Origin of the sequence: Phocaeicola coprophilus DSM 18228 = JCM 13818 (genome assembly GCF_000157915.1) — a bacterium.
In the GTDB taxonomy this organism is placed as follows: domain Bacteria; phylum Bacteroidota; class Bacteroidia; order Bacteroidales; family Bacteroidaceae; genus Phocaeicola; species Phocaeicola coprophilus.
Map to the genome: position 1 here is coordinate 83,208 of NZ_EQ973651.1, position 12,295 is coordinate 95,502.

Sequence of the window (12,295 nt, forward strand, 5' to 3'; positions counted from 1 at the left end):
GCCCTTGAAAAGACTGTAGAGGACACAAAAAAACAGATTTTGGAGGTTGATATGTCCGATTGCAAGTTTGGGCAAGACGAGGACAAGATGATTTATTTCTTCTTGCTATCATCCCTCCGCAAAGAGCATTTCGAAGCGGTAGGTATCGAGGAAAAAAAGCCTTATTCCTACCTTACAGATGAAGAAAAGATAAACATCATTGCCAACCTCACGAGCAAGCAGAAAGCGATTATTCGCAGGGATTTTCTAATTGCTAATTTCAAGAACGCATACGGCAACAATGCCATTGCATCCCTCTTGCTTGACTTCGCACAAAAACATATGCCCGACCTGTTGGCAGACATCAAGAACGGACATAATGAAGTGTATGAGAAGCGTCACCAACGTATCGAAGAGAAAAAAGCCGTTCTTTTGGTGCAGGAACAAGCAAAGCAGGAAGCGGAGCAATCTGACAAACAGCAATCCGAAGTAGGGATGCAGACCGAAGAACAGCCACAAGAGGAAGATATTGCAGCTTAACCATAATCAGTAACCAACGAATAGAGGGTGGAGTAATCTGTCCTCTATTCGTTCCTAATTTGTAATTAGATTAAGGTGAAGATGTTCACGGACAACTGCTCCAAACCGTTGTCGGGCGGCGCGTCTGCCGGGCAAACCCGCCATCCGCGCGATTATGCCTTTTCTATCCCATTTATAGCTACCTCCCGATACCCCGCCGCCACCCGTCTTCATTTATACCTATCAGTTTCCTCCTTTTTATCTTTTCCATCTTATTCCTTCTCCGGTTCCTTCCTGTCCTCGCCGGTTGGTTTTCCAGACGCGAAGGTGGACTGCCGCGCTTGATTCCATCGCTTTGAAGTGCATTTTTATAAAATTCTTCCTTTCTGTGAAAGAGTAATTTTCCAAAAAAAGCGTTGGAAGTAGCTTGTTCGTCAGTCCTGTAAAGCATCTGTAAATCCCAAGCGGTTCAGACAGAATATAGAACCGAACAGAGGGAAGAAAAATAAATCATTAAAATTTCATGACAATGGACAACATCAAAGAAAGCAAAGAGTACAAACTTGCCAAAGAATGGGAAATGGCAGTGAATAGTTTTAGTTTCAATCCCAAGCGTTTTGCAGCCGCTATACCTGATATGCACCCCACACTGCAACAGAGCCTCTATAGATTGTTTAAGGAGTGCATCATTGTGATGGCGGATGAGACACGTCGCTATGATGACCGCAATCGTGCGTCACATGAAGAAGCAAAGTGTCTTATGGAATACCTCAAGACAAATGGAAAGCATATCCCATTAAAATAACAAGCGTATGAAAACACAAGAAGTACAATTTGGCGGCAATAACTATCCTTGCCGTGTGGTGGAATCCAACGAGGGTGAAGAACTCCTTATCGGCTCGATTACCTTGCTTGATGCCCTTCAGCCCGGTAGTTTCAACGATGAAAACGAAGGCTTCGCAAGCAAGGAAGCCGAAAGAATCTATGACGAGGTTTTCTTCTTTACCGACATGGCAAACCTGCGACTGACAGACGTAGAATTGGTTGCCGAACTGAAAAAGGACAACCCGGAATGGTTCGAATAAAAAAACAATAATCATCTTAAAAATAGCATAGTTATGGAAAAAGAGTATGTAATACAAATAGCACAGACCATTCAAGAGCAGTTGATAGGACTTACCCCTATGCCCGTCCTCATGTCATGGGGTATCGCAGAGTTTGCAGCCACCATCTTCAAAGACCTGCCTGCACTTCGTATCAAAGTAAACGGACTGTTACACACCGGATACGTCATTATTGCACTTAATGGGTCGGACTATTATGAGGTATATCTGTTGAAAGGCAAAGATGCAGAGTGTGTCAATGAAGAAGTTTGTTACAACGAGTTAGGGGATGTCATTGACAGGGCAATTGAATGCGGTACTGACAAAGAGGAATACGAAAAAATTGCCATCAGCAACTCACCCAATTATTAAGCAGGTAGCTCACCTGATAAACCAGAAGAAGAGATTAGTTAGTAGTAAACCGCCAGTACGATTGTACTGACGGTTTTTGTTGTTTTTATTTACATTATATGTCAGACAGCCGGATTTTTATTTCGCGTTGCGCTTATTTTGAACGTCTTTTATCATCTCTTTCACATCTTGCCCCACTTGTACGAAGTTTTTATATAGGATGCGCTCCCGTTCCTCTCTCGACTTGAAAGTGTAGAACTTCGGCAGCGGCACATACGCCGCTTCTTCTTTCTTGATTTCTGCCATATCAAAATCTGTTTTGCAGAAGAACTTTGTAGTCTTGAACTCTTCCGATTCTTGAATATTCATTGAACCGCCCATACCTGTTTTCGTCTTCACAAAGTCCCGTGCCGTCTGACCGCATATCCATCCGGTTGCCATATCCGAGATTTTCGAGGCAGGCACAAGGTTGTCCATATTCTCATTGAGATTGATACTTGTTTTGTCCCGGTCAATAGTCACGCCTTTTTTGACCTGGACCACCTTGCCGAAGATGTCATTGGACAACCATTCCAGCGTTTCTTTGGCACGTGCCGAGCCGCTTACCACATTACCTACCGTCGTAATGATCTTTTGCATACCTACCTTACCATAATCGGCTTCCAGTTGCGGTAGTTCCTGAAAGCCGAGCGTTACACTCACCTTATTGCTTCGCGCTGTACCTATCAGACGGTCTATTTTGTGAAAGTAGAGTGTCGGTAACTCGTCCACTATAATACTCACAGGAATATTTTTCCCCTGCCCGGTATTCACACGGGTAACGAGACGGTTTAGGATAAGAGCGTTCAATGCACCGATGATGGATTCCATTTCCGGGTCATTTGCAATCAGCAGGTAACTCGGATTCTTCGGGTCACTCACCTTCAGGTCGAAGTCATCGCCATCCCGGTGGAATATCCAGTAGCTCTCTTTGGTTGCCAGACGCGAGGTATAAACACGTAACGTGCCAATCATACCCTCCAATTGTTCCATTGCCTTATTTTTGAAAGCTGTCTGGAATGGACCAAGCAGCGGAGCAACCTCATTGTCAGTTTCCAGTACCTCGAAAATCGTCTGATAACTTTCATTCAAGAATGACAGAATATGTGGCATGTCCGAATACTTTCCCAGCCAGTAGGCAGGTTCCACGATATTGCCGCCTTCACGGTCGCGCACGATACCTGTCGGTTTCCAGAATTTGGTCTGCGGATCTTGCTGTCTTTCCGCATATAGAGGCTTGCCGTTGGCATCGTAGGGTTCACGTTCATAATTCACGAAGAAGTAGATACAAGCGGCAAGGAAGTTTACCGCCGAGGTTTGGAAGAACTGGTCGCTTCCGCCGCCTCCCTCTTTCTTACCCTTTTGTAGGCTTTCCAATAATGTTTCCGCCGTTTCGCTGGCCGCCGCAAGATTGTTGATGTACTTTGCCTGAATTGGATTCACCCGACGGCTGTACTCCACATCCACAAAATTAATCATGTTGAACTTGCACCCTTGGGGTACTCTGCCCAGTTTCTCGTTCTTCTTGTAATGGTAGTAGAGCTTGGTCGCCAATGTAGGAAACTTGTAGTCATACACCACCATGGCGAAACCTTTGGCCGAATGCTGTCGGATAAACGGCTCTATGATACTGAAAGTCTTACCCGATCCCGGTGTTCCAACTACCCATGTTCCTCGAAAGCAGTTGCTTACAGAAATCCACCCCTTACGGAATTTACCCTTATAGTAGTATCGCATGGGGATATTTACGCTGTATTCATTCTCGACTTTTTCTTCACATTGTTCAAAACTTTCATTCTCGAAGTTGAAACGGTCTTTCATCAATCCCTCCTTGATGAACTTTGAAATGTTGTCTAATGCGATATGTACCAGTACTACGCCAGCAATGGAGGCAATCATATAGAGAATGATATTCAGAGGTAAGGTATAAAGCCTTGTTTCCATCGTATGGCCGAACAGCCATACGGAGAGTACGAGCAGCAATAACCCACTCGTCAATGGATACACCACCTGCCGGCGTGCGTTGAACTCCAGATGCTTCTTGTTCCGCGTTCCGACACAAGTGATGCAGATAAGCAGTACCGTTGCGATTTTGCTGTACACAAGATTGCCGTCGTGGTAAATCATCCATTGTTTGATGCGTCCGTGAATGTCGGTCAGTATGCCGCCCCAGTGGTCAAGCATTGCAGGGTCAATGGCATATTCAAAGAACTCCAGCAGCACGGACACATATACCACTGTGCGGAATATTTTATAGAACCCTTGCAATTCCTTACTTTCTTCCATAAGTCAGTCTGTTATTAGTCCTTGTTTTCTACGATACCAATGATTACCTACTCTGATTACATCCATACCGAACCATGCACCATTCTCGTTCAGTTTTGTTTTTATCTTATCAAGTGTTACCGGACCGATACCCCAGATTTCCATGAGATATTGCTCGTTAAGATGAATCAGGTCTCCGATATATAATATTCCATGAGATTCAAGATGGCTTTTGATGGATGGGGTAATACCCAAACTGAATACCGGTTCCGAGAGATAGTGTACTTCTTCTGCCTGAATGTTATTCAGGGCTATTTCAAGCCCCACTTTGATTCTTTTGAGAGAATCAAGGCGTTCTTGCATCTTTTGGATGACAAGCTCGTCTTGCTGTATCTCATTGCGTAATTGGGTTGCTCTCTTTACAAGTTCGGCATTACTTCTTTTCAACTCTCCGTTAATATCCGCCATTGACAGATTACTTGTTTCAAGCTCGTTTCGTGTGCGGTCTAATTGCGTGACAAGTTCCTCCAGTCTGTCGGCATGACGCTTCAAGATTGAATTTTTTTCATTATCGGCAGTCATTTCGTCCAAAAGGTAGCCGAACCTTTTAATTTGAAAATTAATATCTTCTTTATCCGATGCTATGGAATCTGCGAGTTTTGCCAGTATTTGTCGGCATGAATTACCTTTCATGGACTTATACATGAGGACAATTCCCAATATCATCAATGCTATGCTGAAAAATATATCCGTATCTTTCATATCTTTCTATCTTTTATTCGTTTATGGTAATTATAGGGCGTACTTTGTGCGCCTGTACTTTAGGTGTTTCCTGCATTGCGCCGCTCCCCATGGAATAGAGCCATGCCTTGGCTGTCTGTTGCTTTTCGACTTCTGTGGATGTCCAGTACCAACAGTCGTTTTCATCCAGTGGTAACGGCTCACCGCCACATTGTTCGATGACAGGGTTGATTATCTTTCGCATGGTGTAGAGCAGCCGCATCTCTGCCACGGACGGTACATAGGCACTCTGCCCGTACCGCCATAGGTCGAAAACCGCTTCTGCCATTGGCGAAGCGGTTTCTTGTGTATCATACAGTGCGAATGTATTCTCATTGCCATCATAAGCCATGATGTCAGCCGATGTGCCTTGTGCGATGCCGAGGCTGTCGGCGAATGCCTGTGGAGCAATGTCCCACAGGTAAACTGCATAACCGTCCCCCTCCGTATCTCCGCGTTTTTCGGTATCGAAGACAACCGCTATCGCTTTTTTCCCCGATTGTTCATATTGTGCGTAAGGCAAGGCTGTTCCATCCTCGCAGAGGATATGTCCTGGACGAACTGCTGTATCGGGTACGTCTATATGCGTGTCACAGGCAGCGCAAAGCACGGCAGCCGTTGCCGCTGCCACCAAATGTATCTTTCGTATCATATTGCTTTCTTTTTTGTTTCCCTATTTTATAGGTAGTTTCACACCCAGCACGACACCTGCTCGCAGCACGTCCGCACCTTTTATCATCACATCGCTTTTCACTTGCCAATACAGTGTCCATCCGGCCCGTAGCACATAGTTGTGTTCGTAACCGAAGTGCAGGCCACCGAGGAACTTATTCATGTCGCTTCCGGCTGAAGCTCCGATACGCAGACTGCCATAGTGGTTGCGTCCCCGCGTCATGCACGGCTTGTAGGCCACGCCAAAACCGTAGCTGCGGTAGTTTCGCCAAAATGATTCCGGGCAGATATGCCCGCACGAAGCGCACTCTGCCCATTGTAGATAGCCGTTGACGAAGAACTCCCACGTATGGCGATAGTTCATTTCGTGTTCGTAGGCGAGCGTTATATCCATGCCGTTCTTGTAGAGTAGCCCTGTGCCAAGCGAGAGGCGTCCGCTACCTTGTTGTGCATTTGCACTTGCAGCGATACACACGCAGGTAATTATCACGATGATTGTCTTTTTCATAGTCATTCCTCCTCCAATAAATCTGCATGGAACGAATCTGCCGCCAGTATATCCTCATAGTCGATGTTCAGACTGATGTTACGGCCACTAATCTGTTTCTCCGTCATTTCGATGGTCAGTAGCTTGTCATTGGGAAAGGTCATCTTTTTCACGACAATCACATTCCGATAGCCGTGTCTGAATGTCTTGCCCGATTCCAGAACCAGGGCAGGTGTCAGTTCGATAGTCTGTGCGTTGGTTGCCTTGGCGAGTTTCTTGTCTGTCAGCTTTATCCGTATCTCATCAATGTCAAAACGGATGTTCGTCTTGTTCTCGATGGAAAAGTCTATGAAGAAGTAGTCACCCACCGAGTAGATATTGTTCAGACGCATCACCATGCGGTGTGCTTTGGTAGCTACGTTGCGGATTTTTGCAGGTGAGTTCCAGATGCGCCGTGCATGATGTGTCATGTCGGCAGTGGACATTGAGACTGCCGGATTGTTGTACGCATTACGCTCTTGTAGCAATATCTCCTTATCTGTTACTGCCTCTTTCATCCTTGTGGTATAAATCAGTGCGTATTGTGTGCGGTATCGTTCCGTCACAATGGTGACGATGGCGAGTATTTCACCATCCTCGTGTCCGCTTTCCTTGGGCTTTAGGCGAATGATGTTGTCAATGGGCTGATCGCCCGCCACCTTGTCAGTGGAAATATCCACGAAACGCACCGGTTCCGATGCCGTGATGACAGTTGTTATCTGTTCGTTCACCGTCAGTTGTTCCATTTCTTCGTAGGTAGTTTGTGCGTTAGCTTTCGGTAAAATGGAAATACCTGATAGAAGCATAATGCCAAATAAATTCCTTTTCATTGAAATACAGAGTTATAATTGAAAATTCATGATTGCTTTATTCTCTTGCGAATTGATATTTGCCTTATCTGGGATGTCATCCTGCATACAACTTGGAGATTTGTCCGTAACATCTATCTGTTCGAATATGATTTGTTTCGGAAGTATTTTATGGCAGAAATAGCTGCTGTTGAACGGTACGTTTTTCCCTTTTCCGAACTGAATACGTTTATCGAACATGAGTAATTCCAGATCAGTATTCTGGAAAAGTCGGCAGGGTGCTACGTTGTTCAGCCAATAGTTGGACATCAGCAAGGCGAATGGTTTTCCGAGTTTCAGACAGCGTTCAAAGACTTCCACCTTCCGGCTGAAAGGAGGATTGGATACGAGTATATCCCATTGGGACGGTTCATAGTTGAAAAAATCCTGTCCGTTATAGATATGGGAATACACGACATGGAAACCGGCATCCTTGAATTTCTGCACAAACTCACTGCGCTTCGTATCGAAAGGACACCAGACTATCTTGCCTTCGGGTATATATTTGATAATGGGTAATACACCATATCCCGGTGTATATTTTTCATCTGTCGGATTCCCGTATAATTTTTTTAAGTAGTTTGAAGATTTCATAGGCACATGATTAAAAATATTTATATTGATTTCTTTTCCCTATTTCGCTTCATTTCTTTATCTGCCTGGCACGCGCCCAAGTACAACGTCCCGTCCGGGTCATTTGGATTTCACATTGCCAAAGAGTGCCCTTCTCCACTGTTTTGAAATTAACATTCCCGTATCTTGGTCCGTAAAAACCGGTATGTTTTTGAAAAGCGAATAAGGCAATCCTCCGTCTGTCTTCTGTTCGGAAGTTGCATATTAGGGCAAACTGCCCTCTGTGATGCCACCATTCGGTACTCACAAGTTTTCCGATAAATGTTTCGGCTTTATTGGGGGCTATATAGTCCGCATAATAAAGCCCATCCGTACCTTTGTGATATTCTGATAAATCTGTTTCCATGTCATCATCGTTTTAATTCCTTTTTTCCTGTCCGTTCACTAAATACACGAAAGTTCCGTATTTCAACTTGACTTTGTTTTTCTTGATAGCTTTGCTAATGGCATTGCTTGTTTTCTGGTAGGCATTGTTCACCGCCTGCATCCCCCATTGTGCAAGGCTGTTTCCTGTTGTACTTCCCATACTCATGTTCATATTGCCCGACATTGCCCCGCTTGCTACATCCTTGCTCGTTTCCCGGAATTGGCTGTTGGGCACATACAGCCCCTCCATGCCATCTGTATCATAGAGTGAGAGACTCACTTTCACCAATTCGTCATTCACGAGGATGCTGCTGATATTACCTTTCACGCGCCCGGATGAGAATCCGCTTACCGTAGCGTACAGGTATGTTCCCCTTGCTATCACACACTCGCCGATCTCCACATCGTCAAGCAGGCGCAACCTCACGCGCGAGCCGTCCACCGCTTTGATGTTCTCGTCAATGATGGCTTGGATGAGTTTCGGTTCACGGACATTCTTCGACAGTGTGTTAAAGTAGTCCGAGGTTGTCTTCACCTTGCGTACCACCTCGCTGGGCGGTTCGTCCGCTGATGGCGTTTTCACAGCCCGGCTCTCTTCGTTGATGGTTCCGGAGGCTGCTGCTCCTTGTGGTGGAGCAATGTTGGCCGTGTCCGTTTCTGCCGGGGGTACAGTCGCGTTTTGCCCTCTCAGTCTCGCCTCTGCGAGTGCTTTCTCCAGTTCGGCAAGTGCTTCCTGTTCTCGTGTCTTGGCAGAGGCAATTTCCGCTGCCGCAGCTTTTTCCTGTTGTTCTTCCGTGAGCAGGTCGATGTCGTCCTGCGTGTATTTCGATTCATACTCTTCCTTGTTTTTATCGGGTTCTTCCCGGTCTATGTTATCTACAGCGGAGTAGTCTTGTATCTTACCCCATGATTTCGCCATATTCTCGTATTTGCTGCCTATGCCATCGTCCTTGATCTGTGCCCCCGGCAATTCGGGGTTCAGGAACTCCGTCGTCTGCAACGCCTTGTCTTGTATTTCTATCGTTTCTGTCTGAAACAGGTCGAAGATGAAATAAGACGTGCCGAGCAGGGGGAAATAAAGGATGGCGGGAAGCATATATTTCGGCTGGCGAAAATTGATTTTCTCCAATATCTTCATTATACATCTTTTAATTGAGTTGTACATATTTGCCTTCAATGGCACAATTTCTCAGTATCTCTGCGTTGTCTTCTCCGAAAGCTAATAGGATGCTACCGCGACTGGGAGAGTCACCTCGTGCTCCGCCTGGTCGGTAGAATCGGATGCGGTGGCGTAGGAATTTCATTCCCGTCGCTTTTGGAAAGATGACGTCCTGAAACATTTTGGAATCGCAACGGTTGAATAATAATGCAATGCCGTTGCCATGTTCTGCCAATTTCCGGACGAATAGCTCGATAAGAGGACGCGAATAGGGAGGATTGAGCCACACACGCCCTTCCCATATCTGGGACAACCCATCTATGTTCTGGTCATACATGACCTCGGCAGTCGGCCACAACGGATGGATGGGAGCGCAAGGGTCAAGGTCGAATTTGCCCAATGCGTCCAGTATCTCCTTTGGCGTGTACCATTCGTCTGACGAACGGACTGATTTTTCAAGCCGTGTATTCATAAGTACTCTTTTTACTATGGTTTGTCCCCTCTGTTTTTATGTTCCCTTATTTCGACTTCCTGCAACAGCTTGTGCCGTTCCCGAAGCACTGAATCCTGCTTTTCCGTCGCCGTGCGACTTACCGGACTGTGTCTGTACACAGTTACCAAGCGGTAGGCGTTCCATACGAAAGCTCCGATGACGAATGTAAAGACGATGACCAGAAACAGCGTCCGGTGTGCGTTGGCAAAGCCCTGCACCTTGGCCGCCGCTTGGTCGATGCGTGTCGCCTTGGCGAATTTATGCCCGGCCTGCACCTCTCGCTCGTAGCGTTCCTTGTACTGCGGGTCATCTTTGTCCGGCATCTTCTCGCCGAACAACATCCGTTTGAATCCTTTGATATTCATATCTTTGGTGATTTAATAGTTACTCTTTGTTTTTTGCTCGATATCTTTGTTCAGCAATGTGCGCCAGTTTACTATGAGCAGTCCATGCGGATTATTGTCCGTTCTCGGCACACGTTTAAGTTGCCCTGCCGTAACCAGTTCGCGCATCAGGATATTACTCCGGCGCTCGATTCGCTGCCGACCATAGTAGGTGAACTCCATATTCTTTTTGTCAAAGGAGATACTGTCACAGAATATCGAGAACACCGCGCTCGTACCCAATATATTGGAGTAAAATCCCTTTTCCTTGAGGGTATTGTACTGTGCCAGTCCCGTCTCATCGACCAGGTACATCGCTTTTTCCATCGTATAGCGGATGTATTTGTCGTCCGGTGCGAGAGTAAAAAAGTAATGGTGGAACATTTCTACGTGGCTCTTGGCCTCCACGTCCAGTGTTTCGTCCATCGTCGTGCGGGTTACGAGTATAGGTACATTTCCGTCCAGCACATACACCTTTTTCTGCGCGTCCGTCACCATTGTCCGGGCAGTCCAGATACTTGATACGCTGATGATGATACACCCTGCAAGAAAAGCAGTGCAGATGATGCCCACCAGTCGGATTTTATTCTCCAAATGTTTGATGACCATATACCTTTATTTTTTCTTGTTAGACAATCGTGTGTATTCGTCATGTAACATTGTCATGACTGTATCATGCAACTCCGTCAGAAATTTTTCGAACTTCCCGTCAAAAAGCTGTGTGTAATCTTCCCGCATGATTACATGCACGAATATCCACCAGACACGGCGGTTTCGATTCTTGGCATTTTTCTGCAATTTGACCAGTTGCAGACGATAGGTAAGGTAAGTCATCATAGGGACAATATATCGGTTGTCCCATGTAATGGCTTCGTCCAGTTCTTCATATTCCGGATCAATTCGGTGGTTAGGTGCATAAACGAGTTCTTCGCTTATGCGTTCATTTGCATAGTGCACGAAACGCTCGTTCCTGCACCATTTCTCAATTTTCTGTTGTACATTCATCTTTTGGATATTTAATATTAGGTTTATCATTATCTCATCATCGAGCCGATACCGCCCGTAGCCGTCATTTTGGCCTGCTGCGCCACACCTTCTCCAAAGTTCCGTGTAGAGAAGGCCGTGTCGCCTTCAGGTATCATCCATGCTGCCAAGTCCGGCACGAGGTTTAGGCATTTCAGTGCCACGATACTTGCCGCCATCAAGTAGCCGGCGGAGAAGAAGCTGTTTTGCAAGTAGGCCGCCATTGTCTGTTCGCTTGCTGTGATTGCCGTCAGGTTTTCTACCTGTATGCACAGTACAATGTCGAATAACAGTAGCACATAGAAGCCGACGAAGTAGAGCATTGCACCATAGAAATGTACTGTCAGATACCTTATAAGCCACTTCGCCCATGCACCTTCCCATTTGGGCAACAGCGAGAACGCCCATTGTATAGGTCCGAATATTGTTAACATGCCCAGTAGGATTTGCTGGCAATAGATGGTCGCCCACCATCCGATACGATACACAATCAGAGCGATAAGCATGATGATTTTGTCGATACCTACGATGACTCCTGCCGTCAGTGAGGTAAACCACAGTTCGGCTGCGTCTTTCTCCATCTTCGTCACTTCGTCCACTCCGGTTTGTTCCATGGTCGCTTCTACCAGGTTCGGGTCGGAGGTACCCGTGTGAGCGACATCTGCCTGTGCTTGCAAGCTTTGGTACATCGTGTCACGTACATGGATAAGTTGCTGCACTTCCTCGAATTTGTCCGCTATTTGGGTGGCTTCTGCCTCGTACAGGTCATGCGTGTACGAGCCGATGCAGTTCGGGATGTAAGACAGGAAGTCAAGGAAACACCAACTGCTCCCACTGCCAGCCATACCCGTGTCTGCTGGCGGATACCACCAACAGAGGATGATTGAAACAGCCAAAGGACGGAACAGCTTCAGCACATCCAGTGGCTCATGTTTCACCATCATCTTGTACGCCATTCCCGCTGCCATCACAATAGCGAACAGGGCAGCCAGTGCCATGCACATTTGTAGTATCCACCAGAACGGTCCCTGCGAGCCGGTAAAAGTCGCATCAGTCAGGAACTCGTTCGTTTGAAAAATCACATCGTCAATTTCTTCTTCAAGGATATTAATACCGAAATCCGAGAGTATATTTCCGTCTGCCATACGTTTTTGTT

16 protein-coding genes and 1 pseudogene are annotated in these 12,295 nt (G+C 46.2%); 4 read left to right on the plus strand and 13 right to left on the minus strand.

The window, feature by feature from the left end; translation table 11 throughout:
* The 4 genes and pseudogenes from BACCOPRO_RS16235 to BACCOPRO_RS16255 form a co-directional block, all read left to right on the plus strand.
* A pseudogene (locus BACCOPRO_RS16235) lies at positions 1 to 519 on the plus strand (ParB/RepB/Spo0J family partition protein); the annotation flags it as partial.
* A 508-nt stretch (positions 520 to 1,027) separates the two neighbouring features.
* Positions 1,028 to 1,303: a hypothetical protein gene (locus BACCOPRO_RS16245; RefSeq protein ID WP_004322070.1), complete on the plus strand. Its 276-nt coding sequence runs from the start codon at positions 1,028 to 1,030 to the stop codon at positions 1,301 to 1,303.
* Positions 1,304 to 1,310: 7 nt separating this feature from the next.
* Positions 1,311 to 1,583 (plus strand): hypothetical protein, encoded by a 273-nt coding sequence (locus BACCOPRO_RS18130; protein WP_004310164.1) that lies wholly within the window; start codon positions 1,311 to 1,313, stop codon positions 1,581 to 1,583.
* Between the two features lie 33 nt (positions 1,584 to 1,616).
* On the plus strand, positions 1,617 to 1,973 hold the full coding sequence (locus tag BACCOPRO_RS16255; RefSeq protein ID WP_004310165.1) for a hypothetical protein: 357 nt from the start codon (positions 1,617 to 1,619) through the stop codon (positions 1,971 to 1,973).
* Between the two features lie 117 nt (positions 1,974 to 2,090).
* Here BACCOPRO_RS16255 and BACCOPRO_RS16260 read toward each other — a convergent pair whose 3' ends face one another.
* The 13 genes from BACCOPRO_RS16260 to BACCOPRO_RS16320 are packed head-to-tail and all read right to left on the minus strand — an operon-like array spanning position 2,091 to position 12,284.
* A complete protein-coding gene (locus tag BACCOPRO_RS16260; RefSeq protein ID WP_004310166.1) occupies positions 2,091 to 4,277 on the minus strand; it encodes a type IV secretory system conjugative DNA transfer family protein in 2,187 nt (728 codons plus the stop codon).
* A gap of 3 nt (positions 4,278 to 4,280) precedes the next feature.
* A complete protein-coding gene (locus tag BACCOPRO_RS16265; protein WP_004310167.1) occupies positions 4,281 to 5,018 on the minus strand; it encodes a DNA-directed RNA polymerase subunit alpha C-terminal domain-containing protein in 738 nt (245 codons plus the stop codon).
* 13 nt (positions 5,019 to 5,031) lie between these two features.
* Positions 5,032 to 5,688: an Lcl C-terminal domain-containing protein gene (locus BACCOPRO_RS16270; protein WP_004310168.1), complete on the minus strand. Its 657-nt coding sequence runs from the start codon at positions 5,686 to 5,688 to the stop codon at positions 5,032 to 5,034.
* A 21-nt stretch (positions 5,689 to 5,709) separates the two neighbouring features.
* Positions 5,710 to 6,222, minus strand: coding sequence for a hypothetical protein (locus BACCOPRO_RS16275; protein ID WP_004310169.1), 513 nt, complete (start codon positions 6,220 to 6,222; stop codon positions 5,710 to 5,712).
* The gene (gene traN, locus BACCOPRO_RS16280) at positions 6,219 to 7,064 is read right to left on the minus strand and encodes a conjugative transposon protein TraN (protein ID WP_007218152.1); all 846 of its coding nucleotides are present in this window, start codon (positions 7,062 to 7,064) and stop codon (positions 6,219 to 6,221) included. Before traN ends, BACCOPRO_RS16275 begins: the two co-directional genes overlap by 4 nt.
* Positions 7,065 to 7,076: 12 nt before the next feature.
* A complete protein-coding gene (locus BACCOPRO_RS16285; RefSeq protein ID WP_007218153.1) occupies positions 7,077 to 7,676 on the minus strand; it encodes a hypothetical protein in 600 nt (199 codons plus the stop codon).
* A 49-nt stretch (positions 7,677 to 7,725) separates the two neighbouring features.
* Complete coding sequence (locus BACCOPRO_RS16290) at positions 7,726 to 8,061, minus strand: hypothetical protein (protein WP_004322067.1); 336 nt, start codon at positions 8,059 to 8,061, stop codon at positions 7,726 to 7,728.
* A gap of 12 nt (positions 8,062 to 8,073) precedes the next feature.
* Positions 8,074 to 9,219, minus strand: a complete 1,146-nt coding sequence (gene traM, locus BACCOPRO_RS16295; RefSeq protein ID WP_004310172.1) for a conjugative transposon protein TraM — start codon at positions 9,217 to 9,219, stop codon at positions 8,074 to 8,076.
* A 10-nt stretch (positions 9,220 to 9,229) separates the two neighbouring features.
* Positions 9,230 to 9,712: a DNA N-6-adenine-methyltransferase gene (locus tag BACCOPRO_RS16300; RefSeq protein ID WP_004310173.1), complete on the minus strand. Its 483-nt coding sequence runs from the start codon at positions 9,710 to 9,712 to the stop codon at positions 9,230 to 9,232.
* 14 nt (positions 9,713 to 9,726) lie between these two features.
* A complete protein-coding gene (locus BACCOPRO_RS16305; RefSeq protein ID WP_004310174.1) occupies positions 9,727 to 10,098 on the minus strand; it encodes a hypothetical protein in 372 nt (123 codons plus the stop codon).
* 12 nt (positions 10,099 to 10,110) lie between these two features.
* Positions 10,111 to 10,725, minus strand: a complete 615-nt coding sequence (gene traK / locus BACCOPRO_RS16310) for a conjugative transposon protein TraK (RefSeq protein ID WP_004310175.1) — start codon at positions 10,723 to 10,725, stop codon at positions 10,111 to 10,113.
* Between the two features lie 6 nt (positions 10,726 to 10,731).
* On the minus strand, positions 10,732 to 11,121 hold the full coding sequence (locus BACCOPRO_RS16315) for a hypothetical protein (RefSeq protein ID WP_004310176.1): 390 nt from the start codon (positions 11,119 to 11,121) through the stop codon (positions 10,732 to 10,734).
* 29 nt (positions 11,122 to 11,150) lie between these two features.
* Complete coding sequence (locus tag BACCOPRO_RS16320; RefSeq protein WP_004310177.1) at positions 11,151 to 12,284, minus strand: hypothetical protein; 1,134 nt, start codon at positions 12,282 to 12,284, stop codon at positions 11,151 to 11,153.
* Between the last annotated feature and the right edge of the window lie 11 nt (positions 12,285 to 12,295).

Bases quoted from the DNA above. Each gene is read 5' to 3' on its own strand.
- BACCOPRO_RS16245 (WP_004322070.1), top strand. From the start codon at position 1,028: ATGGACAACATCAAAGAAAGCAAAGAGTACAAACTTGCCAAAGAATGG.
- BACCOPRO_RS18130 (WP_004310164.1), top strand. From the start codon at position 1,311: ATGAAAACACAAGAAGTACAATTTGGCGGCAATAACTATCCTTGCCGT.
- BACCOPRO_RS16255 (WP_004310165.1), top strand. From the start codon at position 1,617: ATGGAAAAAGAGTATGTAATACAAATAGCACAGACCATTCAAGAGCAG.
- BACCOPRO_RS16260 (WP_004310166.1), bottom strand. From the start codon at position 4,277: ATGGAAGAAAGTAAGGAATTGCAAGGGTTCTATAAAATATTCCGCACA.
- BACCOPRO_RS16265 (WP_004310167.1), bottom strand. From the start codon at position 5,018: ATGAAAGATACGGATATATTTTTCAGCATAGCATTGATGATATTGGGA.
- BACCOPRO_RS16270 (WP_004310168.1), bottom strand. From the start codon at position 5,688: ATGATACGAAAGATACATTTGGTGGCAGCGGCAACGGCTGCCGTGCTT.
- BACCOPRO_RS16275 (WP_004310169.1), bottom strand. From the start codon at position 6,222: ATGACTATGAAAAAGACAATCATCGTGATAATTACCTGCGTGTGTATC.
- traN (WP_007218152.1), bottom strand. From the start codon at position 7,064: ATGAAAAGGAATTTATTTGGCATTATGCTTCTATCAGGTATTTCCATT.
- BACCOPRO_RS16285 (WP_007218153.1), bottom strand. From the start codon at position 7,676: ATGAAATCTTCAAACTACTTAAAAAAATTATACGGGAATCCGACAGAT.
- BACCOPRO_RS16290 (WP_004322067.1), bottom strand. From the start codon at position 8,061: ATGGAAACAGATTTATCAGAATATCACAAAGGTACGGATGGGCTTTAT.
- traM (WP_004310172.1), bottom strand. From the start codon at position 9,219: ATGAAGATATTGGAGAAAATCAATTTTCGCCAGCCGAAATATATGCTT.
- BACCOPRO_RS16300 (WP_004310173.1), bottom strand. From the start codon at position 9,712: ATGAATACACGGCTTGAAAAATCAGTCCGTTCGTCAGACGAATGGTAC.
- BACCOPRO_RS16305 (WP_004310174.1), bottom strand. From the start codon at position 10,098: ATGAATATCAAAGGATTCAAACGGATGTTGTTCGGCGAGAAGATGCCG.
- traK (WP_004310175.1), bottom strand. From the start codon at position 10,725: ATGGTCATCAAACATTTGGAGAATAAAATCCGACTGGTGGGCATCATC.
- BACCOPRO_RS16315 (WP_004310176.1), bottom strand. From the start codon at position 11,121: ATGAATGTACAACAGAAAATTGAGAAATGGTGCAGGAACGAGCGTTTC.
- BACCOPRO_RS16320 (WP_004310177.1), bottom strand. From the start codon at position 12,284: ATGGCAGACGGAAATATACTCTCGGATTTCGGTATTAATATCCTTGAA.